Consider the following 24,629-nt stretch of genomic DNA (forward strand, 5'->3'; position numbering starts at 1 on the left):
GTGAGGTTTTTACCGCTCTCTTTGCTGACGGGCGGCATTATACATGTGATGCCCTACTCTAAAGAGGGCAATTTCCCCAGAGACGATGCGCACGATGACCGGTGAGATCAACCTTCCTACGCTGCCTCCTGCCCCGGCGCCCGGGCCCGCCCCGCTGCCGCCGACCGGCGAGCTGCTCAAACTGCTGGAGCCGCAGGCCGGACTGATCGACCCTGGGAAAACCGCCAACGCCGAGGTGATCGCGCTTAAACAAGGCGGCGATGCGTTTCAGCTGCTGCTCAAATTGACCCTTGAAGGCGGCCGCCAGACCCTGGTGCAAGCCAGCAGCGCCCAGCCTCTGCCGTTGGGCAGCAATGTAGCGGTGAGCCAGACGCCAGCCGGCAACCTGACGCTCTCGTTGCAGCAGGCCTTGAGCGCCAACGTGGCCGCCCTCACGCGTATCGACACCACGCAAATGCCGGTGGGCACGCTGTTGCAAGCCAAGGTGCTGACCACCCAGATGTTGCCGCAAGGCACCACGCAACCGGCGATCTACCGCTCGCTGGTGACGGTGCTCAACAACGCCCTCGCCGGCACCACGCTGACGCTGGAAAGCCCGCAGCCACTGCGGGTGGGCAGCTTGCTCAGCGCCGTGGTGCAAAATGCGCAGACCTTGAACTTCGTGCCGTTGAGCGGGCTCAAGGATCAATTGGCCGTGGCCCAACAGCTTTCTACTCAGCAAAGTCGCCAAGGCTCGCTGGACGTGGTTTTCACCGCCCTGCAAAACCTGCCCACCGACGACAGCACGTCCACCGACCTGCGCGCCACGGCGGCGCGGTTGCTGGCGGCGTTGCCCGACCTGGCACAAGTGAGCAACCCCAAGGTGTTGGCGCAGCTGGTACAGAACAGCGGCGCGTTTCTTGAAGCCAAGTTGCTCGCCGGGCAAAACCCGCAAATCCCGCCGCTGGACATGAAAGGCGCGTTGCTGCGCCTGGTCGCCGACTTGCTGCCGGCGCTGCCCAGTGCCACCAATCTCAACGCCATCCTCGCCGCCAATACCCTGGCCCAGGTATTGCCCAATTTTGTGCGTAACCCGCTGAATACGCTCGGCCAGATCGGCGCGCGCCAGACGCCCGCCGGGTTTCCGCTGCCGGATCGGCTGATGCAGCGCCTGGAAGGCGAAAGTGACCTGGAAAACCTGCTGCGCCTGGCCGCCGGTGCGATTTCGCGCCTGCAGAGCCATCAGCTGTCGAGCCTGGAGCAAACCGGCACCACCGCCGATGGCCGCTTGCAAACCACCTGGCAACTGGAAATCCCCATGCGCACCTTGCAGGACATCGTGCCGTTGCAGGTCAAGTTCCAGCGCGAGGAACCCACGCCGGACAAGGATCAGCCCGAACGCAAAGACAAGAAAGACCCCAAGCAGATGCTCTGGCGCGTCGAGTTGGCGTTCGACATGGAGCCGCTGGGGCCATTGCAGGTTCAGGCGCAACTGACCCAGGGCAAACTGTCCAGCCAGCTGTGGGCAACCCGGCCCTTTACCGCCAGTTTGATCGAAAGCCATTTGGGCCATTTGCGCGAGCGCCTGGTGACCTCGGGCCTCAACGTCGGCGACCTGGATTGCCACCTCGGCACCCCGCCGCGCGGCCCAAGAACCGGCCTGGAACAACGCTGGGTGGATGAAACCGCATGAAAAATCCAGCCCCACCACGCCAGGCGATTGCCCTCAAGTACGACGGCCAGCAAGCGCCGACCCTGACGGCCAAGGGCGACGATGCCTTGGCCGAAGCCATTTTGAAGCTGGCGCGGGAAAATGAAGTGCCGATCTATGAGAACGCCGAGCTGGTCAAGCTGCTGGCGCGCATGGAGCTGGGCGACAGCATTCCGGAAGAGTTGTACCGCACGGTGGCGGAGATCATTGCGTTTGCGTGGACGCTGAAGGGCAAGTTTCCGGCGGGGTACGACCCGAACGCCGAGCCGGTGGAAAGGGATGTGACTGAGCGCGGGGATGATTACTAGACGCAGACCTCATGCCCCTTGCGGTAAGCGGACATGTCGTGGCGAGCGGGCTAGTTGTGGCGAGCGGGCTTGCCCCGCGTTGGGCTGCGCAGCAGCCCCAAACCCCGACGATTACATCTTTCTGAAAAACCGTGCCGGCTGTATCAGGGCCGCTTCGCGCCCCAACGCGGGGCAAGCCCGCTCGCCACAACGAACCCGCTCGCCACAGGGAGCCTTCCCACATTTAGATCGCTACTGTCAGTTCAGCACTTCGCTCAGCGGAATGAAATTGACGTTGTCGCCGATAGCCAGCGTGGTGCCTTCCAGCACTTCCACAAACCCTTCTGCCCACGCGGCGCTGCGCAGCACGCCGGAGCTTTGGTTGCGGTAGATGATCGCCCTGCCCTGCTCGATCCGCCCGCGCAGGTATTCGCGGCGGTTGCCCGGCTTGGGCCAGGCGAAACCCACCGGCACTTCGAAACGCAACGGCTCCACCTCTTGCACGCCTTGGCGGCGCAGCAGATAGGGCCGCGCCAGCAACGCAAAGGTCACCAGGGTCGACGCCGGGTTGCCGGGCAGGCCGATCACCGGCACACCGCGAAAATGCCCGAAGGTCAGCGGTTTGCCCGGTTTGATCGCCAGCTTCCACAGGGCCAACTCGCCCTCTTCACGCAGGGCGATGCCGAGAAAGTCAGCCTCGCCCACCGACACTCCACCGGTCGACAGAATCAGGTCGACACTGCCCAGGTCCGCCAGGCGTTTGCGGGTTTTTTCCAGGTCATCCGGCAGAATCCCGGCGTCGATCACCTCGCAGCCCATGCGCGCCAGCCAACTGCACAGCACGCGTCGGTTGCTGTTGTAGATCTGCCCCGGGCCGAGCGGCAAACCGGGCTCGATCAACTCGTCGCCGGTGGACAACACGGCCACGCGCACGCGGCGCACCACGTTCAAGCGGTCGTGCCCCAGGGAGGCGGCCAGGCCCAGCTCGATCGGGCCCAGGCGAGTGCCGGCGCTCAACACCAACTCACCGACGGTGGTTTCCTGGCCTTGCGGGCGGATGTTCTGGCCCACCTGCAAGGGTTCGCTGAAACTCACGCGCTCATCAGCGTGGACCACGGCATTTTCCTGCATCTCTACACAATCGGCGCCTTCGGGCACTGACGCACCGGTAAAGATGCGCGCGCAAGTGCCGGCGGCCAGCGGCTGCGGCGCCTGGCCGGCGAAGATGCGCTGGCTGACGGGCAAGGGCTCGCCGGTCCAGTCCGCCTGGCGCAGGGCGTAACCGTCCATGGCGCTGTTGGGCCAGGGCGGCAAGTCGAGGGTAGAGATCAGGTCTTGCGCGAGCACGCGGCCATCGCAGTCGGCCAGCGGCACCACATGCGGCTCACGGATCGGCGCGGCTTCGGCCATGTCCAGCAGTTGGCGCAGCGCGTCTTCCACTGGCATCAGGGCGCCAGTTTTGCCGGGCTTATCCACGGGATTCGCAGGGTTCGGCCTGCTTCAAGTGAGGAACGAAGTTGCACGGGCGATGACGGTTGTCCAGTTGCTCGGCGAGGATGCCGTCCCAGCCGGTACGCACCGCGTTGGTCGAACCCGGCAGGCAGCACACCAGCGTGCCATTGGCCAGCCCGGCCAGCGCGCGCGATTGCACGGTGGAGGTGCCGATATCGGCCACGGAGATCTGGCGGAACAGCTCGCCAAAGCCGTCGACCTGTTTATCCAACAGGCAGCTCACCGCTTCGGGCGTGCTGTCGCGGCCGGTGAAGCCGGTGCCGCCGGTGATCAGCACCACTTGCACCACGTCTTCGGCGATCCAGTGGGCGACTTTCGCGCGGATTTTGTAGAGGTCGTCCTTGAGCAGCGCGCGCTCGGCCAGGTTGTGGCCGGCGGCGGTCAGGCGGTCGACGAAGACCTGGCCTGAAGTGTCGGTGTCCAGAGTGCGGGTGTCGCTGACAGTCAGTACAGCAATATTCAGGGGTACGAAGGGCGCATCAGCCTTGGCTTTCATGGCTCGGTCCGGTTGTCGAAGGAACAGCCCGATGTTATATCACAGGGCCCTATTTACCTGCCGCAGCGGAACCGCCATGTCTCTCGATTCTTCGCCCCTGCCCTGTTCGATTCTGCTGCTGGCCGGTGGCCGCGGCCAGCGCATGGGTGGTCAGGACAAGGGCCTGCTGCCCTGGCATGGCCAGCCTTTGATTGCCCACCTGCAGCGCCTGACCCGGGCGCTGACGGATGACCTGATTATCTCGTGCAATCGCAACCATGACCTGTATGCGCCCTACGCCGACCAGTTGGTGAGCGACGACAGCCCGGACTTTCCCGGCCCGCTGGCAGGCATCCGCGCCGGGCTGGCCGCCGCGCGCCATGCACAGCTGCTGATTCTGCCCTGCGACGTGCCAAACATCGACGCGGCGCTGCTCGCCGACCTGCGTGAAACTGCACGCCGCACACCGCTGGTGCCGGTGATGGTGCGTCAGGGCGAATTCTGGGAACCCTTGATCTGCATCATCCCGACCCACCTGCAAACCGAGGTAGAACGGGCCTGGGACGCCGGTGAACGCAGCCCGCGCAAGATTCTGCTGCAACTGGGCGGCGTGGGCCTGGAGTGCCCGGCGAATGACCCGCGCCTGGCCAACCTGAATACACCTGAACTGTTGCACGCAGCCTTCGGCGTGTCAGAATGAACCTCGCACAAGGAACTTTGTCGACGCGACGCGCGTCACAAGGTCAGCAATTTAAAAGCATTCTCTCGGAGACACACTCATGACTCAACGGACCATCGCCGCTCTCATGCTTGCACTGGGCCTCGCTACTCTCGCCGGTTGCGCCTCGCCTACAGTGATCACCCTGAATGACGGTCGCGAAATCCAGGCCGTCGACACCCCTAAATTCGATAAGGCTTCGGGCTTCTACGAGTTCGAACAACTTGACGGCAAGCAGACCCGCATCAACAAGGATCAGGTTCGCACCGTTAAAGACCTGTAAGTCTTAACGCTGGACCCACAAGGCCCGCCTCGCGCGGGCCTTGTCGTTTGCGGGGTTTACCAGTCGAGGGTGATCCGGCTGCGGAAATCGCGTTGCTCACCGGTGACCGGGTCGATAAACCGCACGCCCTGGGCCAGCAGCTTGAGCGGGTTGGCGTAGTCGTCCTCGACGTCCTTGATGACGTCGGGGTAGAACGGGTCATTGCAGATACTCGCCCCCAGCGCGGTCATGTGAACGCGCAGCTGGTGCTTCTTGCCGGTTACGGGGAACAGGCCGTAGCGCCACAGGTTGGCGTTTTTCTCACGGACTTCCACCGCCGTCTCGGTATTGCTGACGCCGGGACCTTCCTGCATGCGAAAGAACGGTTCGCCCTCCACCAGACGGCTTTTGTGAACCATGGGGAAGGTCAAATCAGGCAACGCTGGAGCGATGGCTTCGTAGAATTTGTCGATGCGCCGTGTTGGAAACAGCTGTTGATAAGCTGAACGGCTGTGCGGGTTGGCCGAGAACAGCACCAGCCCTGCGGTGTGCCGGTCGATGCGGTGCAAGGGCACCAGAGCAGGGTTATCCAGGCGCCGGATCAAGCGGCGCAACAGGGTCTGTTCAACGTACTCGCCCGCCGGGGTCACCGGGAGAAAATGCGGTTTGTCGGCGACCACCAGGTGCTCGTCGGCATACAGGATGGTTTCCTCAACCGGAATGACCTTCTCATTCGGCACTTCACGGAAGTAGTAAATGCACAGGCCTTGCTTGTAGGCCAAATCCATTCTGATCGGCGTGCCGTTGATGTCGAGTACGCGGCCACGGGCGATGCGATCCAGCCAGTGCTCGCGGCCAATTGCAGGGAAATGCTCGCACAGACACTCCAGCACCGTCGCCCAATTGCCAGGTGGCAAATACAACGTACTGGCTTGGTGTTGCGACGCGGAAAAACCGGAAGATGACATGACAATGCTCGAAGCCTGGAAAATCAGGCGGGCATTATCCCGCATGGAGCGCGATGGAGCCTAGGGCGGATCTCAGGCCTTGGCCAATTGCGCGCGCAGGATCGGCGAAGCGCTGGCCGCCTCGGTGAACTCCTTGAGCCAACGCAGTACGTCCACCGCTTCCCAGCGACCCGGATCATAAAGCGCGTACAACAACCCTTGGTAACCCACCACATCCAACTGCTTGTGATAACCGGCGCGCTGGAACAACGCTTCGATTTCAGCAAAGCAGGTATTGAAGTGCACTTTGTTAAACGGCGTCTTGCCTTCCGTGACCAGGCCGTCGAGGCGCAGCTCGTTCACCGCGTCGCGCACGACGTCGGCGGACATGCGATTGACGCTGCTTTTCAGTTGTTCAACATTCACCACGGGCGTTCCCTCTATTCAATCGCTGTACAAACATACAGTAACGTAATATTTGGAAACTCGCCATCGGAGAAAGCCTAGGACAGGAAGGCAACAACCTGTCCGGTGTCGAATGGCCAGTCCAGCTCTGCCCCGGTATCCACCCGGCGAAGCACCGGAATCCGCAGGCTGTAGGCGTCGGTCAGGTCATCGGGGTCGGTGATGTCCACCAGTTCCACCAGCAACCCGTGTTCGACGAGCGGCATGATTTCGACTTCGGCAATCTCACAAAGATGGCAACCCAGGGTGCCGAATAACTGGCATTCAGGAAGCATGGCGAATGGGCCTGATCAGGAAACAGGCAATCATTCTAAGCCTGCCAAATACCGGTGGCGAGCGGGGCGATCCGGGTTGATTGGCGAAAGGGCTCAGGCGGCGGGTGTGTTTGTTCGGGATGGACGTGGCTGGCGGGTTTCAGGGCGCTTCGCACCCCAACGCGGGGCAAGCCCGCTCGCCACAGCAAGCCCGCTCGCCACGACAGGCACGCTTGCCACAGCAGGCCCGCTTGCTACAACTCGCCTGCTGGGCATTGAAAGCCTGACCCAGATCACCATGGCCTATAACTGATTCAGCGATTCTCGCGCCTTTTTGTCCGCTCAACCTGCAAGGAAGCTGCCCGTGTTTGCCAATTTGCTGATTATCCTGGCCTCATCCCTGGTGGTGATAGCGCTGTTTCGACGCCTGCAATTGCCGCCCGTGCTGGGTTACCTGTGCGTCGGCCTGGCGGTGGGGCCCACCGCTCTGGACTGGGTGAATGACAGCGAAGAGTTGCCCGACCTTGCCGAACTGGGGGTGGTGTTCCTGCTGTTTTCTTTGGGATTGGAGTTTTCCCTGACCAAGATGCTTGCCCTGCGCCGTGTGGTGTTTGGCTTGGGCAGTTTGCAGGTGCTGGGGTGCGCAGCCTTGCTGGGAGGCCTGTTGATGGGCTTCGGTCTGTCGCCAAGCGTCGCGCTGTTGCTCGGCGCGGGGCTGGCATTGTCCTCCACCGCGATTGTCAGCAAGGAGCTGAGCAGCCTTGGGGAAATCTTCAGCAGCCACGGCCAGAATGCGATTGGCGTGTTGCTGTTCCAGGATGTGGTGGCGGTAATGCTGCTCACGTTGGTGCCGGTGTTTGCCGGCAGCAGCGAACACGCCTGGTATTGGGCGCTGCCGCTGACGCTGGGCAAAACCGTGCTGTTGTTCGTCGGCCTGCTGTTTGCCAGTCGCTGGTTGCTGCCCCGCCTGTTCCACGAAGTTGCCGCGTCCCATTCGGCTGAGCTGTTTGTGCTGTTGGCGCTGGTGATCGTCTTGCTCACCGCCTGGCTCACGCATTTGCTCGGCCTGTCCCCTGCCCTCGGGGCTTTTCTGGCGGGCATGTTGTTGGGCGAAAGCCATTACCGGCATCAGATTGAAGCGGACATACGGCCATTTCGCGACATTCTGCTCGGGCTGTTTTTCGTCAGCATCGGCATGCTTATCGACCTGCAACTGTTTGTCAGCCACAGCCTGCTGATCCTCGGCCTGACCCTCGCGCTGATGCTGATCAAGGGCTGCGTGGTGGCAGCCCTGGTCAAGCTGCGCGGCAGCGACAGTGAAACCGCGTGGCGAAGCGGCCTTGCCCTGGCGCAAGGCGGCGAATTCTGCTTCGCGTTGATGGCGCAGATGCAACAGAGCCGGCTGATCCCGGACGAGTTCAACGGTTTGCTGCTGGCCGCCACCTTCTGCTCGATGCTGCTGACTCCGTTGTTGCTGCGCGCCGCACCGGGCATCGCCCTGCGCCTGCACCGCAAGCCCAACCAACAGGTGCAACTGGAGGAAATCACCGCGCTCAATGCCGATTTACGTGGCTACGCGGTGATTTGCGGGTATGGCCGCGTCGGGCAATCCATCGGGCGCTTTCTGCGTCGGGAACATCAGGCATTCATCGCCCTGGATGACGACCCCGAGCGCGTGACGCAGGCCGCCACCGAAGACAGCAGCGTGCATTACGGCGACTGCCGCCGTGGGGCGTTGCTCAGTGCGGTCGGCCTGGAGCGCGCGCGGCTGGTGGTGATTGCCGTGGACAACAGCGATGTGGCCCTCACGGTCCTGAAAGAGGCCAGAAGGATCAACCCGCACGTCCCCGTGCTGGTGCGCACACGCGATGACAGCCAACTGGCCGAGTTGAAAGCGGCGGGCGCCAGCGAAGTGGTGCCCGAGCTACTGGAATCGAGCCTGATGCTCGCCTCCCACGCCTTGATCCTGCTGGGCCTGCCGGACCACCAGGTGCAGGCGCGGGTGGATGAGGTGCGCCAGAACCGTTATCGCCTATTGCACGGCTTTGATGCGCAGACCGAAAAACCGCTCAGTCCTGACTGACCGCTCCAATCTTGTGGATCGACAGGTCTGCGCCGTAGTACTCCTGCTCCTGGCTCAGGCGTAGCCCGTGTACACGCTTGATCACGCCGTACACCAACAGCCCGCCGACCAGCGCCACCGCCACGCCCAATGCCGTGCCGATCAACTGGCTGATCAGGCTCACGCCGCCCAGGCCGCCAAGGGCCGTCTGGCCAAAGATGCCGCACGCAATGCCGCCCCATACGCCGCACAAGCCGTGCAGCGGCCATACACCCAGCACGTCGTCGATCTTCCAGCGATCCTGCGCCGCGATGAAGAACCACACAAACAAACCACCTGCCACCGCACCCGTGACCAGCGCGCCCACCGGGTGCATCAGGTCGGAACCGGCGCAGATCGCCACCAGCCCGGCCAACGGGCCGTTATGCAGGAAGCCTGGGTCATTGCGGCCGATCACCAACGCGGCAACGGTGCCGCCGACCATGGCCATCAACGAGTTCACGGCGACCAGGCCGCTGACGCCATTGAGGGTCTGCGCGCTCATCACGTTGAAGCCGAACCAGCCGACAATCAGGATCCACGAGCCCAGCGCCAGGAACGGAATGCTCGACGGCGCAAAGGCCACCAAGCGCCCTTCGCGGTATCGACCATTGCGCGGTCCCAGCAGCAGCACCGCCGCCAGCGCCAGCCAGCCGCCCATGGCATGCACCACCACGGAACCGGCGAAATCATGGAAGCTGGCACCAAAGGTTGCGAGCAGCCAGGCTTGCAGGCCGAAGTTGCCGTTCCACACCATGCCTTCGAAAAAAGGGTAGATAAACGCCACGATCAGCGCGGTGGCACACAGCTGCGGAGCGAACTTGGCGCGCTCGGCAATACCCCCGGAAATAATCGCCGGAATCGCCGCTGCAAACGTCAGCAGAAAGAAAAACTTCACCAGGCCGTAGCCATGATCGGCGCTGATCACCGCCGCCGGTTGCATGAAGCTCACGCCGTAGGAGATCCAATAGCCTATAAAGAAATAGGCCAGGGTCGAGATGGCGAAATCGCTGAGGATCTTCGACAGGGCATTCACCTGGTTTTTCTGGCGCACGGTGCCGACTTCCAGGAACGCGAAGCCGGCGTGCATGGCCAAAACCATGACCGCACCGATCAGGATGAACAGGGTGTTGGAGCTGTGAACAAGTGTGTCCACTGCACTTTGCAAATTTTCCATGGAGGTTGGCAGGCCTGCATTAAAGGCAAAAAGCACCAAAGCGGTTCAAGCCAGGGTGTCGCGCACTAAATTGGCGCCACCAGCCCCACCTCTGTGCAGAAGGTGTGAACCGCTTTAGCGCAGCGATCAACACAAAAGGCCGTTGCCGACAGGGTTTTTCCGCGGGTTTTATTTATTTAGGGTAAGGTTTTTCAAGGCATTAGCCTCGGGTCGCCCGGATTCAGCGCATACCCTGGGGCAGGCGCACCAAGGCAAAGCAAAAGCTGTACCAGACAATTGCAGTGAACCTTCACCGTTAGCGGTGACTCGAAAACAAACGTAATGCACCAGACGCACAGATCAGCCAATCACGGAGATAACCATGGCCCGAAGAACTGCAAAGACTGCTCAAGAAATACTGATGGCGGATTTTCAAACCCTGGTCAGTGACACTGAAAGGTTGCTGGACGACACCGCTGTATTGGCTGGCGACCAGGCCGACGAGCTGCGCACCAAGATCCACGACAGCCTGCTCAAGGCCCGTGAAACCCTGCAACTGACCGAAGATTCCCTGCGTGAACGCGGCCAGGCGGCTGTCACCGCCACCGAAGATTACGTGCAAGCCAATCCTTGGCAGTCAGTCGGCATTGCCGCCGGCGTTGGCTTTCTGATCGGTCTGCTGGCTACAAGGCGCTAATACCATGTCTATCGGCGAATCCGGCTCGTCCACGAGCTCAAGCTCCACTTCCCGACGCCTGGGCGCGGCCGTTCTGGGCTTGCTGCACAGCCACGTCGAATTGTTTGGCATCGAGTTGCAGGAGCAGAAATCCCGCACGGTCAGCTTGCTGCTGTTTGCAGGCCTGGCGCTGGTATTTGCCCTGCTGTTACTGGTGGGGTTATCGGCGCTGGTGATGATTCTGGTCTGGGACACCTACCGTCTTACCGGGATTATCAGCCTCTGCGTGTTCTACAGCCTGGCCGCAGCGTTTTGCGGAGTGCGCTTGAAAGCGGCGATATTCGATGAATCCACGCCCTTCCACGCCACCCTCGAAGAGCTGGCCAATGATCGGGAGCGCCTGCTGCCATGAGCATGACTGAAATCCCGCAAAACACCTCCCGTCGGGAAATGCGCAAGGCGTTGATCCGCCTGCGCATGGAAATGCACCGTCAGGAAATCCGCCATGAATCCCATCAACTGATGGTCCCGCTGAACAAAGTGCGTGACCTGCGCCATAACTGGCAGGACAGCCTGGGCATCAAGCACGCGCCGCTGTGGGGCGTGGCCGCAGTGACGCTGATGGGCTTTTTTACCGGTAAGGGCGCCAAGGGCGGCAGTATCAGCAGCGTGACGCGCCTGGTGCGGCTGGGGGCCGGTTTGATCCCGTTGATCAAATTGGCCATGGCAGGGCGCAAGGGTTAAGCGCGACTGGCTGCATTCTTGCAAACAGAATTGGCCCGGCCTTCGTTACTGAGGGCCGGGCCTTTTTTCGCCAGCTCTCTTAAGGAGGCCCCGTGATCGACGGGCAACCGCTCGCCTGCTTCCAGCCATTTATCGACACTGCCACCGGGCGCATCGCCGGCGTCGAGGCACTCGGCCGTCTGCGCCAGGCTGACGGGCGCTTGCTGTCAGTCGGCCCGCTGTTTGCCGACCCGCGCACACCGGGCGTGGCCTTGCGCTGCCTCGACCGGCAGATCCGCGACAATGCCTTGAGCCGCCTGCATGAAGCGCCTGCAGACTGGTTTTTGAGCCTGAACATCTCGCCCCGCTGGATCAACCGTCTGCGCCCCGGCCAAGCCTTGCCCAGCCTGAAGCAGGTGCATGCGCATGGCGTCGATCCGCAGCGCATTGTGTTCGAGATCACCGAACTGGGCGGAGACATCCAGCGTCTGGCCGAGGTGGTGGCGCGCTATCGTGAGGTCGGTGCACGCATTGCCATCGATGACTTCGGTGCCGGCTACTCCCAGCTTGACCGCGTACTCGCGCTGCAGCCGGATATCCTCAAGCTGGACATGCGCCTGTTCCAGGAAGCCGCCAAGGGCGGACCGAGCAGTGAGATCGTGCGTGCGCTGGCGCAAATGGCCGAGAAGACTGGCTGCTGGATCATCGCCGAGGGCGTGGAAACCGAGGCGCAGCTGAGCTTCGCCCTGGAATGCGGCGCGCGGTATGTGCAGGGTTACCTGTTTGCCCAGGCGCAACTCGACTGGTTTGCCACCGATGCCTTCGTGCCGCAGTTTGCCCGCCTGCGTACGGTTTACGTGCAGCAGAAACTGGCTGAACGCGGCCGCATCATGCAGTTGCGCCTGCAACTGGCCGAACTGATGAAGATCCTGCAGAACTGGGCTCAGGGCCAGGCACCGCTGGACCAGTTACCTCAATTGCCGGATTTCCCCTGGCTGCTGCGCTTCTATCAGTGCGACCGGCATGGCACCCAGCTGACGCCCAACTTCGAATGGCGCCAGGACGCCTGGCAGGCCGACAGCCGCTACCTGGGGCACAACTGGTCGTGGCGCCCCTACTTCTATCACCTGCTGGCCGAAGGCTGGGAGGAGCGGCGTCTGACCCTCTCTTCGACTTACCGCGACGCCACCACCAATCAGTATTGCCTGACCGCCGGACAATTCTTCGATAACGGTCAGCGTTTGCTGTTAATCGATATAGACGCGGTCGGCTTGTAGATTTTCGCTTGCCCCGGTGCAGCTGAACCGGGAAGCTGGGAGGGTCATTCACCGCACGGAGAGTACCCGCCTTGGATTGGCCCACCCTGCTTACCCGCGAACGTCTTGGAAAGCCTCTGCACAGCCCGGAAGAACTCGGCCGCAGCCCGTTTCACAAAGACCATGACCGTATTATTTTCTCCGGCGCCTTCCGCCGCCTGGGCCGCAAGACCCAAGTGCACCCGGTGTCCAGCAACGATCATATTCATACGCGCCTGACCCACTCGCTGGAAGTCAGTTGCGTCGGCCGTTCGCTCGGCATGCGCGTGGGCGAAACCCTGCGCAGCGCCCTGCCCGACTGGTGCGACCCCAGCGATCTGGGCATGGTCGTGCAATCGGCTTGCCTGGCCCATGACATCGGCAACCCGCCGTTCGGGCATTCCGGCGAAGATGCCATCCGCCACTGGTTTCAACAGGCGGCCGGGCGCGGCTGGCTGGACGACATGAGCAGTGCCGAGCGCAATGATTTCCTCAATTTCGAAGGCAACGCCCAGGGTTTTCGGGTGCTGACCCAGCTTGAGTACCACCAGTTCGACGGCGGCACTCGCCTGACCTATGCCACCCTGGGCACCTACCTGAAATACCCCTGGACCGCCCGCCACGCCGATTCGCTGGGCTACAAGAAGCATAAGTTCGGCTGTTACCAGAGCGAGCTGCCGATCCTTGAGCAGATCGCCCACAGGCTTGGCCTGCCGCAACTGGAAGAACAACGCTGGGCCCGTCACCCGCTGGTGTACCTGATGGAGGCGGCCGACGATATCTGCTACGCCTTGATCGACCTCGAGGACGGCCTGGAAATGGAGTTGCTCGAATACGCCGAGGTCGAGTCGCTGTTGCTCGACCTGGTCGGTGACGACCTGCCCCAGACTTACCGGCAACTGGGCGCACAGGACTCGCGCCGGCGCAAGCTGGCGATTTTGCGCGGCAAGGCCATCGAACACCTGACCAATGCCGCCGCCCGGGCTTTCGTGGAACAGCAGGATGCGTTGCTCGCCGGCACACTGCCTGGCGATCTGGTGGAGCACATGCATGGCCCCGCCAAGCGTTGCGTGCTGGATGCCAAGGACATGGCCCGCAAGAAAATCTTCCAGGACAAGCGCAAGACCCTGCATGAAATCGGCGCCTACACCACCCTGGAAATCCTCTTGAATGCGTTTTGCGGTGCCGCGCTGGAGCAGCATGGCGGGCGCACGCCGTCGTTCAAGAACCGGCGCATCCTCGATCTGCTCGGCAACAGCGCACCGGACCCGGCGTGGCCGTTGCACGCCTCGTTCATGCGCATGATCGACTTTATTGCCGGCATGACCGACAGCTACGCCACCGAGATGGCGCGGGAGATGACCGGGCGTTCAAGCCCACAATGACGCTTGCGATCACGCCGCCTGTTCCCCGAACAGAATCTGCCTACGACGGGAACAGAGCTGCCTGATCGAATTCGTACACTCATTCAAGGAATAATCACGCCCGCTTCTGGCGGACCTGGCGAGCAATTCCTACGCGCCACCCCATCGACGCTTGACTGACCCGTGTGCCCCTATGCCCAGACACCCTCTTCGAATCCTATTGGTGGAGGATCACCCCTTTCAGCTTCTGGCCACTCAGTGCCTGCTTAACACCTTCGGCTTCGACCACCTGACGCTGGCAGAAAATGCCGAACAGGCGATCCGCGCGATGTCTGAATCCAAAAGGCCGTTTGACCTGATGCTGTGCGACCAATGCCTGCCTGATTTACTCGGCCTGGAGCTGGTAGAAATCGCCAGTCGCCAACACTTTATAACCGGCGCCATTCTGCTGAGCGGGCTGCCTTCCTCGGAACTCTTCAACCTGACCACCCAAGCCCTGCAGCGTGGTTTGCCGCTGCTTGGTTATTTATCCAAACCGCTGAATAAAGACGAACTTGCAACGTTGATTGCGCCCCTGATCCGATTGTAAATGTAGGACTTTAAACTTCGTCCACCTACGAAAATATACCTGAGCCAATCGCTGATTCGCTGGCACTGCCAATGACCGCACCGATTTAAAACTTGCTTACATCCAGCGTCACAAAGCCTTAACAACTGGTAGGTAACTACCTTTTTTCATGTAGGAATTCTCCTGTTTTATACCTGTTCCCACCATGGTTCATGCTCCTCCCTCTTCTTCTGAGCTAATGTGCCCGCTTTATTTGCACTTGCATGGAATGTGATTATGAACACGGTTTTTATCATTGATGACCACCCCGTTATCAGGCTGGCGATCCGCATGTTGCTGGAACATGAGGGTTATAAAGTCGTCGGTGAAACGGACAACGGTTGTGATGCGATACAAATGGTTCGCGAATGCCTGCCGGACTTGATCATTCTGGATATCAGCATTCCCAAACTTGACGGCCTCGAAGTGCTGTGCCGGTTCAACGCCATGAACACATCGATGAAAACCCTGATTCTGACCGCTCAGAGCCCGACGCTGTTTGCCACCCGCTGCATGCGCTCGGGCGCGGATGGCTATGTGTGCAAGGAAGGCGACCTCAGCGAACTGCTGAGTGCCATCCGCGCCGTGCTGTCGGGGTATAACTATTTTCCCAGCCAGGCCCTCAATGGTAATGCAGACGGCACAGACACGCTGGAACTTGAACTGTTTAAAACAGTGAACGACCGGGAACTGATGGTATTACAACTTTTCGCACAAGGTCGCACCAATAAGGAAATCGCCAAAGGGATGTTTCTAAGTAACAAAACAGTAAGCACTTACAAAAAAGGCTGATGCAAAAACTTAAAGCCAAGTCCTTGGTAGAACTTATCGAGATGGCAAAACGAAACGCGCTAGTGTGAGAAAGCGGATGCCCAGCCGTATAAAGGACTATTTGATTATATTAATCGCCGGTGTGTGTTTCAGCACGACGGTGCCTGCGGACCCCGCTCCCGGCCCGGAACACTTCACGCTGTTGAGCCGTGCAAGTGCGGTACAACTGGATGTTCAACTGGACAAGGCCCAGCGCCAGTGGTTACAGAACAAACGCGAGCTGGTGCTCGGCACTTCGGCACCGGACTACCCGCCCTTCGACCTGACCTCCAGCGGCCGCGACTACGAGGGCCTGACCGCCGATTACGCAGGGCTGTTGGCCCAAGCCCTGGCATTGCCCGTGAAAGTGGTGCGCTACCCCACCCGAGAAGCATCGATCCACGCGCTTGAAACAGGCGAAATCGACCTGTTGGGCTCCTCCAACGGCTTTGAAGCCGCCAACCCGAATCTCATCCTGTCGCAGCCATACGCGGTGGACCAACCTGTACTCGTGACCCGTGAGGGGGAAAACTACAATCTGGGCAATGGGCTGGCCGGACTGCGCTTGAGCCTGGTCTACCACTACCTGCCGTTGAATGAAGTGCAGAAGCTGTACCCAAAGGCCAACATCCGCGCCTATCCCTCGTACCAAAACGCCTTGAATGCGGTGGCGTTCGACCAGGCCGACGTGTTTTTGGGCGATACCATTTCCACCCATTACATGATCAACAAGGGCTACCTGAAAAACATCCGCATGGCCAACTTCGGCAAGCATGAAGCCTATGGCTTCAGCTTTGCGCTGCGCCAGGAACAACGCACTTTGCTGAGCATCGTCGATTCGGTGCTGGCCGCCATCCCCATCAATGAACGCGACAGCATCGCCAAGCGCTGGAGCGCCGGCAGCGATATCTTGCTGACCGACAAGAAGCTGCAGCTGACCCAGCGCGAAGAGCGTTGGCTCAAAGACCATCCGGTGGTAACAGTCGTCGTCAATGAGACCTTCGCGCCGCTGACGTTTTTCGACGCCGAAGGCAATTTTCGCGGCATCACCGCAGACTTGCTGGAACTGATACGCCTGCGCACCGGGTTACGTTTCAAGATCCTGCGCAGTCGCGAAGTCAACGCGATGATCGAACAGGTCACCACCGGGAAAGCCGATATCATCGGGGCCATTGTCCCCAGCGTTGAACGGGAGGCTTCGCTGAGTTTCAGTCGCCCTTACCTGGAAAACTCCTACGTCCTGCTCACCCGCAAAGAGCCCGGCGCACCCTCAAACCTGGAGCAGATGGCAGGTAAGCGCCTGGCTATCACCGTGGGCAACCCACTGGAAAAAATCCTCACGCAGGACTTCCCGCAGATTCGCCTGGTGGAGGTCGGCGACACTTTCAAAGCATCCGAAATGCTGGCCCAAGGCAATGTGGAAGGTGCCGTCAACTCGCTGGTGATCGCCAACTACTTCCTGTCCTCGCAGGTTTTCCAGGACAAACTGCAGATCAGCACCAGTATCGGCACCCTTCCCGCCACGTTCGCCCTGGCGACGCCACGCCGCGCCGTCGAACTGAGCTCAATCCTGGACAAGGCCCTGCTGAGCATTGCTCCGGACGAAATGGGCGTGATCAACAGTCGCTGGCGCGGCTATACCGCCGCCTCCGACAGTTACTGGCGCAACTACCACCAGTTGATCGCGCAAATCATCGTCGGCACCGGGCTGTTGCTGCTGATTTCACTGACCTGGAACGCCCACATGCGCCGCCAGATCAAGCATCGAAAAATGGCCGAGCGCGCCCTCAACGATCAGTTCGAGTTCATGCGCGCATTGGTCAACGAAACCCCGCACCCGATCTATGTGCGTGATCGAAACGGCCTGTTGCAAACCTGTAATGACAGTTACCTGCAGGTCTTCGGCGTCAAGCGTGAAGACGTGATCGGCAAGAGCGTGATCCAGATGGACATGGCCCGGGAATCGGAAGCGGCGCAATACCACGCGGACTACCAGCAAGTCGTGGCGCAAGGCAACACGCTGATTCTCGACCGCACCCTGCACCTGCATGGAAAAAAACTGACGATCTATCACTGGATTCTTCCCTACCGTGACTCCGTTGGTGAAGTCCAGGGCATCATTGGGGGCTGGATCGACATCAGTGAGCGGCGCCAGCTGTTCGACGAGTTGCGCGCCGCCAAGGAACGCGCCGATGAAGCGAACCGGGCCAAAAGTACTTTCCTCGCCACCATGAGTCATGAAATCCGCACGCCGATGAACGCCGTGATTGGCATGCTGGAGTTGACCCTCAAGCGGGCTGACCAGGGCCATCTCGACCGCCCGGCCATTGAAGTGGCCTACAACTCGGCCAAAGACCTGCTGGAATTGATCGGCGATATTCTGGACATCGCGCGCATCGAGTCCGGCCGTTTGAGCCTGGCGCCGGAACGTGTGAACCTGCGCGAAGTCATCGAGTCGGTGGTGCGCGTGTTCGATGGCCTGGCACGGCAGAAAACCCTCAGCCTGCTGCTGGAGTTCAAGCCCGAGCTGGATGACACCGAGGTGCTGATCGACCCGTTACGCTTCAAACAGGTGCTGTCCAACCTGGTGAGCAATGCGATCAAGTTCACCGAGCGCGGGCGAGTGCACATCAAAGTGGACGTGCAACCCACCGATCAACCGCAGCAGGTCGAGATGAAACTGGTGGTCGAGGACACCGGCATTGGTATCAGTCGCGACGACCAGCTGCGCCTGTTCGAGCCGTTTGCCCAGGCCGATAACTCCGGGCACCTGGCCAGGAGCGGCGCCGGCCTGGGGCTGGTGATCTGCCGAAGCCTGTGCGCAATGATGGGAGGGCAACTGAGCCTGAGCAGTGTGCCGATGGTGGGCACCCAAGTGCATGTCAACTTGAAAATGCCCCGCCTGCAGCCGGTCCAGCCCGTGGGTGAACTCAAACCCGCGCCCCCGGCGCTTGCGCCGGTGCTCAACGTACTGGTGGTGGATGACCATCCCGCGAACCGCCTGCTGATGTGTCAGCAACTGGGTTATCTGGGCCATCAGTTCACCGCAGCCCAGCACGGTGCCGCCGGCTTCAAGGCATGGCGTCAGGAACGCTTCGACCTGGTCATCGCAGACTGCAACATGCCGATCATGAACGGCTACGAATTGACCCGCTCGATCCGTGAGTATGAACAGCGCGAACAACTGCCGGCCTGCGTCGTGCTGGGCTTCACCGCCAATGCCCAGCCGGAAGAGAAACTGCGTTGCGCGCAAGCGGGCATGAACGACTGCCTGTTCAAGCCAATCAGCCTGACGGTGCTGGAGCGGCAACTGGCGCAGATCGGCCAGCCACTCGGCGGTGTGAGGCTCGACCTCAGCAGCCTGGAGGCGCTGACGGGCGGCGACCCACAGCTGAGTCGCCGCCTGCTTGAAGAATTGCTCAACAGCAGCCGTCATGACCGTCAGGAACTGACCGCCATGTTGGCGCAACAGGCATCGCCCCAGGCCATCATTGACCAGGCCCACAAGATCAAGGGAGCTGCGCGCATCGTGCAGGCCGCTGCGCTGGCCGGCGAATGTGAAGCGCTGGAGCACGCGTGCGCCCAGGGTGAGGATCGGCCGAAGATCGAAACCGGCATCAAGAGCCTGGAAAAATGCATGCTTGAATTGGAGAGGATGCTGCAGATGCGCCTTAATGAACTGGACGTCTTGCAATAGGCAGGGCGAGTGTTTGCACTCCCCCTGCCGCCACCGGTCAGCAGTCGGTCAGACGCAGGAAAATCGCTGCCAGCTGTTCGATGCCCGCCTGGTCCTGCGCGGTAAAGCGCGCCAGCGACGGGCTGTCCAGATCAAGGACGCCAATCAGTTGGCCGTCCTTGATCAGCGGCACCACCAGTTCGCTGTTCGAAGCGCTGTCACAGGCGATATGCCCAGGGAACGCGTGAACGTCCTCCACCCGCTGGGTTTGCCGCGATGCCGCCGCCGCGCCGCACACGCCACGACCGAACGGAATGCGCACGCAGGCAATCTGGCCCTGGAACGGGCCAAGCACCAGCTCTTCGTCACGGTTGAGGTAGAAGCCGGCCCAGTTAAGGTCATCCAGCTGGTTGAACAGAAACGCAGAGAACTGCGCGCTGTTGGCGATGAAGTCGCGTTCATCGGCCAGCAGCGATTCCAGTTGCGCACACAGCATTGCATAGCCATCCAGGCCCGTGCCGGCCTGTTGCAAATCGATCATGGTTGACGCTCCAACAACTTGAGACCCACCCAGTAACGGGCGAATTGATACGCGCACCGGCCATTGCGGTTGCCGCGCCCGGTGGCCCAACGTACGGCCAAAATATCCAGCGCTTCATCGCGCTGCCATTGCAAACCGGCCTTGCTGGCCAGTTCGCCAATCCAGTGCTCAACCACGTTCAGGAAATGTTCCTGAGAGAACGGGTAGAACGACAACCACAGGCCGAACCGGTCGGACAGGGCGATTTTGTCTTCGACGGCCTCGCTGGGGTGCAGCTCACCGTCCATGCGTTTCCAGTTGTCATTGTCGCTCTGGTTTTCCGGCACCAGGTGACGGCGGTTGGAGGTGGCATACAACAGCACGTTTTCTGGCGCCTGCTCCAGCGAGCCGTCCAGCACACTCTTGAGCACGCGGTAGTCGCCCTCGCCGGCCTCGAACGACAAGTCATCGCAGAACAGGATGAACCGCTGCGGCAGCTTGAGCAGTTGCTCGACCACGCGCGGCAAGTCGGCCAGGTGATCGCGCTCGATTTCAATCAGGCGCAAGCCGGCCTTGGCGTGCTGGGCGAGCAAGGCGCGCACCATGGACGATTTGCCCGTGCCGCGCGAACCCCACAGCAGCGCGTGGTTGGCGGGCAGGCCATCGAGAAATTGTTGGGTGTTGCGGGCCAGTTGTTCGCGTTGCTTGTCCACACCGATCAGGTCGCTGAGGCGCATGTCCAGGCTGACTTCCAGGGGCAGCAAAAAGCCACTGCGGCCTTCGCGCTGCCAGCGGGCGGCGAGGCACTGGTCCCAGTCGATGGCTTGGCGGGGCGCCGGCAACAACGGTTCCAGGCGTGCAAGTACCGCGTCGGCACGCTCAAGAAAGGCATTCAATCGATTATCCACGACTATTCCTCTGGCAAGTTCTTGCAAAAGATGGCGTATTGGCAACCCTGCGGCAGACCGCGACAGGGCTGCACCTGTAAAAAAATCAATGATTATGCCGAGCAAGCCAAAGCCGGTGGATGTTCAGCTATGCTTGCCGGGCGAAGGGAAACGTGAAGTGGTTCAACACCCGATGGATATCAAGTTCGCCCACCGCTTGTCTTATAAACAAGCTCGATTGACTGTGCTGGTCGGTTTCGTCTTGGGAACCTTGCTCAGTCTGATCCAAATCGGCATTGATTATGCCAGCGAAGACGCATCCATCAACCGTGAAATCCGCTCGCTGATCGAAATCAGCCATAACCCCGCCTCCCGTATCGCCTACAACATCGACGCCGAACTCGCCCAGGAACTGACGCTGGGCCTGCTGCACTCCCCGGCGATCACCCGTGCGCAATTGGTCGACAACAATGGCGTGGTCCTGGCCGACGTTGATCGCCCGCGCAAGGAAAGCACGTACCGGCCCATCAGCGATTTTCTGTTTGGCGCCAACCGCCAGTTTGAGGATCGGTTGTTCCTCAGCCACATGCCTAATGATTCTTTGGGCGTGTTGCGCCTGGACGTCGACACTTACGCCTTCGGCAGCCGTTTCCTGCACCGCGCCGAGATCACACTGCTTAACGGCTTTGCCCGCAGCCTGCTGCTGACCGGCATCCTGTTGGGCCTGTTTTACGTGATGCTGACCCAGCCGCTGGTGCGCATCATCCGCGCGCTGAGCACCAGCAAGCAGGCGCACCTGGATTGCCCGCCAGGGCACGAAAACGACGAAATCGGCGTGCTGGTCAGTGTCGCCAACCAGCAATTCGAAAACATGGAGACCGAAATCCAGCAGCGCCGCCACGCCGAGGACCGACTCACCGAGTACCTGGGCCAACTGGAAGATATCGTCTCCGCACGCACGCTGGAGCTCAAGGCCAGCAACCAACGCCTGAGCCAGTCCAATGATGAGTTGGAGGCTGCGAAGATGACGGCGCTGGGCATGGCCCAGGCACGGGCGGCGTTCCTGGCCAACATGAGCCACGAGATTCGCACGCCGCTCAATGGCCTGCTGGGCATGATCGCCCTCTCGCTGGACAGCCCGTTGAATGCCGAGCAGCGCCAGCAACTGTCGATTGCCCATGACTCCGGCAAAGTGCTGGTGGAATTGCTCAACGATATCCTCGACCTGTCCAAGTTTGATGCAGGCCAGCTGGAGCTGGAGCGTATCCCGTTCGATCTGAGCTCGCTGGTGGAAGACACCGCCAACCTGCTGTCGCAGAACGCAGCACCGAGCGTTGAACTGACGTGCTTGATCGACCCGCTGTTTCCCGCCCAAGTGATTGGCGACCCGACACGCGTGCGGCAAATCGTCAGCAACTTGCTCTCCAACGCCTTGAAGTTCACGCGCTTTGGCCGAGTCGACGTGCGCCTGAGCGCCAGCGAGGGCCGGGTGAAGATTGAAGTGTGTGATACCGGAATCGGCATCGCTCAGGATGCGCAGGTAAAAATATTCCAGCCGTTCACCCAGGCCGGCGCAGGCATCACCCGCCAGTTTGGTGGCACGGGGCTGGGGCTGGCGTTGACGCACAATCTGTGTGAAGCGATGAAGGGCCGGCTGAGTATCAGCTCGGAAGTCGGGTTTGGCAGCCAGTTCTGCGCCGACCTGCCACTGCCCACGCATTTGCCCGCGACGCGTTACGCGCCACTGGCAGGCGAAGTCATTGCCATCACCAACGCCGGCAGCGGCCTGACGGAATTGCTCACCACCCTGTTGCCTCACTGGGGGCTGGCGCCGCGCGTTTATTCTCAAGACGACGACCTGAGCGGGCAAAATCCCGACCTGTTGATCACCGATTGCCCGGAGTGCCTGTTCCGCCTGCGCCCAGCCATCAAGGCGCCCATTCTGCTGGTCACCGCCTACGGCAACTTTATGCCCAGTGAGGAAGTGGCAGCCCTGGCGCCGCTGCAGCAACAGGCGCGCCCTTTGAGCCGCAACGCGCTGTATCAGATCCTGCAACGCAATTTGCGCAGCGACGCGCCATTGATCCTCGACCCGATCCAGATGGAAGCCGCGCCGTTTACGCACCGGGCGCGCATCCTGTTGGTGGAGGACAATCCGGTCAATCAACTGGTGGCCAAGGGCATGCTCAGCAAGCTCGGCTGCGAAGTGGTGGTGGCCGCACACGGTGGCGAAGCGCTCAAGTTCCTTGAAGAGCAGCGCTTTGACATGGTGCTGATGGACTGCAACATGCCGGTAATGGATGGCTACGAAGCCAGCCGGCAGATTCGCCGCAGCGGGCGCTGGCCCGACTTGCCCATTGTCGCCTTGACGGCCAACGCCCTCTCGGAGGAGCGCGAGCGTTGCCGGGCCGCGGGCATGGATGACTACCTGGCCAAACCGTTCCGCCGCGAAGAACTCAAGGCTCTGCTGGACCTGTGGGTGCCGCAGACGACAACCCTTTGATCTGCGCCAGCAACTGGTCCAGGCCTTCGCGCAAGGCATCGGCCTGGTTCAGGTCGATGCCGCTGTCACACAGCAAGCGGGTTTTCAGGCGGTGAGTCTGGTGGCGTAACTGCACACCGGCCTGAGTCAGACCCAGGTGCACTTCCCGCTCATCCCGTGCGCTGCGTTGGCGGCTCACCAGATCGAGTTGCTCAAGACGCTTGAGCAGCGGCGTCAATGTGCCCGAATCGAGCATCAGCCGCTCGCCCAAGGCCTTGACGGTCGGCTGCGGGGCCGTTGCCTCGTGCCACTCCCACAGCACCAGCATGACCACGTACTGCGGGTAGGTCAGGCCCAGCCGGTCAAGCATTGGCTTATAAGCACGCGTCACCGCCCGTGAGGCAGCGTAGAGCTTGAAACACAGCTGGTCGTCCAGTGCCAGGGACACGGCGGATACATCGATCATTTGAGCAGGGCTTCAATCTCTTGGGTCAGGTCCTGAGGCTTGGTGGTCGGGGCAAAACGCTTGACCACCTGACCGTCACGACCGATCAGGAACTTGGTGAAGTTCCACTTGATGCCCTTGGAACCCAGCAAGCCCGGCGCTTGTTTTTTAAGCTGCACGAACAGCGGATGGGCCTCGCTGCCGTTGACGTCGATCTTCTTGAACAGCGGGAAACTGACACCGAAATTCAACTCGCAGAACTCGGAAATCGCGCCTTCGTTGCCGGGCTCCTGCTTGCCGAATTGATTGCAGGGGAACCCCAACACCACCAGGCCCTGGTCCTTGTACTGCTGCCAGAGTTGTTCAAGCCCTTTGTACTGCGGGGTGAAGCCACATTTGCTGGCGGTGTTGACCACCAAAATGGCCTTGCCGGCGAAGTCGGCCAAGGTCTTTTGCTCACCTTTGATGGTGGTGCACGGGATGCTCAGCAGGTTGTTGCTCATGGCAGTGCCTCAAACAGGGGAAAGACCTGAAACGATAGTAGGCAATTCAATTGTGTGCAATTTAATTGACCGCATTGATGAGGCTCTATTTGCTCACATCAATTCCTTCATTCACGTCCGATACAAAAGTGGGAGCGGGCTTGCTCGCGAATGCAGTGGGTCAGCTACCAATAAGCTGGCTGACACACCGCATTCGCGAGCAAGCCCGCTCCCACACTTGGAAGGTGCTGCCTGCCCTAGCGCGGGACGAGGTCCAGGCACACCGAGTTGATGCAGTAGCGCAAACCAGTCGGCGGCGGACCATCCGGGAACACATGCCCCAGGTGCGCATCGCACTTGGCGCAGGTGACTTCGGTGCGGATCATGCCGTGGCTGACATCGCGGATCTCGATCATCGCGCTGTCGGCGATCGGCGCGTAGAAGCTCGGCCAGCCGCAGCCGGAGTCGAACTTGGTTTTGGAATCGAACAGCGGCTCCTTACAACAGATGCAGTGATACACACCGTCGGTTTTGGTTTCGTTGTATTTGCCGCTGAACGGGCGCTCGGTGCCCTTGAGACGACACACCTGATACTGCGCGGGGTCGAGCATGTCCCGCCACTCATCCAGGGTTTTCTGCAACTTATCCATCAATCCACCTCGGCAACTGAAAAAGCCTGATCTGTATCTTTTCCACGGAACAGGCGGCACGTATGATTGCGCCTCTTAAAAACGCCAGTCTGGCACCCGCGCTACCGGCATTCAAACGTATTTATGGGTGCGGGCCTCGCAGGAT

The 24,629-nt window shown here is 60.9% G+C and carries 24 protein-coding genes and 1 pseudogene; 14 read left to right on the forward strand and 11 right to left on the reverse strand.

The features are described 5' to 3' along the window. The first annotated feature begins 94 nt into the window (after window positions 1-94). Together L8K08_RS00990 and L8K08_RS00995 are read left to right on the forward strand one after the other, a co-directional pair. A complete protein-coding gene (locus tag L8K08_RS00990) occupies window positions 95-1,672 on the forward strand; it encodes a flagellar hook-length control protein FliK (protein WP_242193753.1) in 1,578 nt (525 codons plus the stop codon). Continuing rightward, window positions 1,669-1,998, forward strand: a complete 330-nt coding sequence (locus L8K08_RS00995) for an EscU/YscU/HrcU family type III secretion system export apparatus switch protein (protein WP_242193754.1) — start codon at window positions 1,669-1,671, stop codon at window positions 1,996-1,998. Before L8K08_RS00990 ends, L8K08_RS00995 begins: the two co-directional genes overlap by 4 nt. Window positions 1,999-2,235: 237 nt before the next feature. Here L8K08_RS00995 and glp read toward each other — a convergent pair whose 3' ends face one another. Then, window positions 2,236-3,423 carry a gephyrin-like molybdotransferase Glp gene (gene glp / locus L8K08_RS01000; protein WP_242193757.1) on the reverse strand — a complete coding sequence of 396 codons (1,188 nt, stop codon included), beginning with the start codon at window positions 3,421-3,423 and terminating at the stop codon, window positions 2,236-2,238. A gap of 22 nt (window positions 3,424-3,445) precedes the next feature. After that, window positions 3,446-3,985: a molybdenum cofactor biosynthesis protein B gene (gene moaB, locus L8K08_RS01005; protein ID WP_242193761.1), complete on the reverse strand. Its 540-nt coding sequence runs from the start codon at window positions 3,983-3,985 to the stop codon at window positions 3,446-3,448. 76 nt (window positions 3,986-4,061) lie between these two features. On the opposite strand from moaB, the gene mobA reads away from it, so the two are divergent. After that, window positions 4,062-4,664 (forward strand): molybdenum cofactor guanylyltransferase MobA, encoded by a 603-nt coding sequence (mobA, locus tag L8K08_RS01010; RefSeq protein WP_242193763.1) that lies wholly within the window; start codon window positions 4,062-4,064, stop codon window positions 4,662-4,664. Window positions 4,665-4,743: 79 nt separating this feature from the next. After that, a complete protein-coding gene (locus tag L8K08_RS01015; RefSeq protein ID WP_065901933.1) occupies window positions 4,744-4,965 on the forward strand; it encodes a YgdI/YgdR family lipoprotein in 222 nt (73 codons plus the stop codon). Window positions 4,966-5,021: 56 nt separating this feature from the next. On the opposite strand, the gene L8K08_RS01020 is transcribed toward L8K08_RS01015, so the two are convergent. The 3 genes from L8K08_RS01020 to L8K08_RS01030 form a co-directional block, all read right to left on the reverse strand. Next, a complete protein-coding gene (locus L8K08_RS01020) occupies window positions 5,022-5,912 on the reverse strand; it encodes a pseudouridine synthase (protein ID WP_242193766.1) in 891 nt (296 codons plus the stop codon). A 72-nt stretch (window positions 5,913-5,984) separates the two neighbouring features. Beyond that, the gene (locus L8K08_RS01025; RefSeq protein WP_017529348.1) at window positions 5,985-6,320 is read right to left on the reverse strand and encodes a hypothetical protein; all 336 of its coding nucleotides are present in this window, start codon (window positions 6,318-6,320) and stop codon (window positions 5,985-5,987) included. A gap of 74 nt (window positions 6,321-6,394) precedes the next feature. Next, window positions 6,395-6,631 (reverse strand): glutaredoxin family protein, encoded by a 237-nt coding sequence (locus tag L8K08_RS01030; RefSeq protein WP_145165084.1) that lies wholly within the window; start codon window positions 6,629-6,631, stop codon window positions 6,395-6,397. Between the two features lie 343 nt (window positions 6,632-6,974). Here L8K08_RS01030 and L8K08_RS01035 point away from each other — a divergent pair, with 343 nt between their 5' ends. After that, a complete protein-coding gene (locus tag L8K08_RS01035) occupies window positions 6,975-8,693 on the forward strand; it encodes a monovalent cation:proton antiporter-2 (CPA2) family protein (protein ID WP_242193769.1) in 1,719 nt (572 codons plus the stop codon). Here L8K08_RS01035 and L8K08_RS01040 read toward each other — a convergent pair. Then, window positions 8,680-9,888 (reverse strand): ammonium transporter, encoded by a 1,209-nt coding sequence (locus L8K08_RS01040; protein ID WP_242193771.1) that lies wholly within the window; start codon window positions 9,886-9,888, stop codon window positions 8,680-8,682. The genes L8K08_RS01035 and L8K08_RS01040 overlap by 14 nt on opposite strands. A gap of 361 nt (window positions 9,889-10,249) precedes the next feature. Between L8K08_RS01040 and L8K08_RS01045 the strand changes: the two genes are divergently transcribed. The 8 genes and pseudogenes from L8K08_RS01045 to L8K08_RS01080 all read left to right on the forward strand — a co-directional run bounded on the left by L8K08_RS01045 (window position 10,250) and on the right by L8K08_RS01080 (window position 19,039). After that, window positions 10,250-10,564: a YqjD family protein gene (locus tag L8K08_RS01045; RefSeq protein ID WP_106576799.1), complete on the forward strand. Its 315-nt coding sequence runs from the start codon at window positions 10,250-10,252 to the stop codon at window positions 10,562-10,564. A gap of 4 nt (window positions 10,565-10,568) precedes the next feature. Next, window positions 10,569-10,955, forward strand: coding sequence for a phage holin family protein (locus L8K08_RS01050; RefSeq protein ID WP_064451560.1), 387 nt, complete (start codon window positions 10,569-10,571; stop codon window positions 10,953-10,955). Continuing rightward, window positions 10,952-11,287 (forward strand): hypothetical protein, encoded by a 336-nt coding sequence (locus L8K08_RS01055; RefSeq protein WP_145165090.1) that lies wholly within the window; start codon window positions 10,952-10,954, stop codon window positions 11,285-11,287. Before L8K08_RS01050 ends, L8K08_RS01055 begins: the two co-directional genes overlap by 4 nt. A 92-nt stretch (window positions 11,288-11,379) precedes the next feature. Further along, window positions 11,380-12,543 (forward strand): EAL domain-containing protein, encoded by a 1,164-nt coding sequence (locus L8K08_RS01060; protein WP_242193774.1) that lies wholly within the window; start codon window positions 11,380-11,382, stop codon window positions 12,541-12,543. 71 nt (window positions 12,544-12,614) lie between these two features. Beyond that, window positions 12,615-13,946 (forward strand): deoxyguanosinetriphosphate triphosphohydrolase, encoded by a 1,332-nt coding sequence (locus tag L8K08_RS01065; protein WP_106576802.1) that lies wholly within the window; start codon window positions 12,615-12,617, stop codon window positions 13,944-13,946. A 172-nt stretch (window positions 13,947-14,118) separates the two neighbouring features. Continuing rightward, window positions 14,119-14,514 carry a response regulator gene (locus L8K08_RS01070; protein ID WP_242193776.1) on the forward strand — a complete coding sequence of 132 codons (396 nt, stop codon included), beginning with the start codon at window positions 14,119-14,121 and terminating at the stop codon, window positions 14,512-14,514. Between the two features lie 255 nt (window positions 14,515-14,769). Next, a pseudogene (locus L8K08_RS01075) lies at window positions 14,770-15,392 on the forward strand (response regulator transcription factor). Between the two features lie 8 nt (window positions 15,393-15,400). Then, window positions 15,401-19,039, forward strand: coding sequence for a transporter substrate-binding domain-containing protein (locus L8K08_RS01080; RefSeq protein ID WP_242193778.1), 3,639 nt, complete (start codon window positions 15,401-15,403; stop codon window positions 19,037-19,039). 37 nt (window positions 19,040-19,076) lie between these two features. Here L8K08_RS01080 and L8K08_RS01085 read toward each other — a convergent pair whose 3' ends face one another. Both L8K08_RS01085 and L8K08_RS01090 read right to left on the reverse strand, forming a co-directional pair. After that, window positions 19,077-19,559 (reverse strand): GAF domain-containing protein, encoded by a 483-nt coding sequence (locus tag L8K08_RS01085; protein ID WP_145165098.1) that lies wholly within the window; start codon window positions 19,557-19,559, stop codon window positions 19,077-19,079. After that, window positions 19,556-20,446, reverse strand: a complete 891-nt coding sequence (locus L8K08_RS01090) for an ATP-binding protein (RefSeq protein WP_242193780.1) — start codon at window positions 20,444-20,446, stop codon at window positions 19,556-19,558. Before L8K08_RS01090 ends, L8K08_RS01085 begins: the two co-directional genes overlap by 4 nt. Window positions 20,447-20,618: 172 nt before the next feature. Between L8K08_RS01090 and L8K08_RS01095 the strand changes: the two genes are divergently transcribed. Continuing rightward, entirely contained in the window at window positions 20,619-22,928 is a 2,310-nt protein-coding gene (locus L8K08_RS01095) for a response regulator (RefSeq protein WP_145165102.1), read from the forward strand. Here L8K08_RS01095 and L8K08_RS01100 read toward each other — a convergent pair. The 3 genes from L8K08_RS01100 to msrB all read right to left on the reverse strand — a co-directional run bounded on the left by L8K08_RS01100 (window position 22,882) and on the right by msrB (window position 24,484). After that, window positions 22,882-23,373 carry a MarR family transcriptional regulator gene (locus tag L8K08_RS01100; RefSeq protein ID WP_242193782.1) on the reverse strand — a complete coding sequence of 164 codons (492 nt, stop codon included), beginning with the start codon at window positions 23,371-23,373 and terminating at the stop codon, window positions 22,882-22,884. The two genes, L8K08_RS01095 and L8K08_RS01100, sit on opposite strands and share 47 nt — an antisense overlap. Continuing rightward, a complete protein-coding gene (locus L8K08_RS01105; protein ID WP_176998239.1) occupies window positions 23,370-23,855 on the reverse strand; it encodes a glutathione peroxidase in 486 nt (161 codons plus the stop codon). The genes L8K08_RS01100 and L8K08_RS01105 overlap by 4 nt, the downstream gene beginning before the upstream one ends. Before the next feature lie 236 nt (window positions 23,856-24,091). Further along, on the reverse strand, window positions 24,092-24,484 hold the full coding sequence (gene msrB / locus L8K08_RS01110) for a peptide-methionine (R)-S-oxide reductase MsrB (RefSeq protein ID WP_242193784.1): 393 nt from the start codon (window positions 24,482-24,484) through the stop codon (window positions 24,092-24,094). Window positions 24,485-24,629: the final 145 nt, after the last annotated feature.

Source organism: Pseudomonas sp. TREG-RG-20F-10-E-6-01 (assembly GCF_022662455.1).
Lineage (GTDB): Bacteria > Pseudomonadota > Gammaproteobacteria > Pseudomonadales > Pseudomonadaceae > Aquipseudomonas.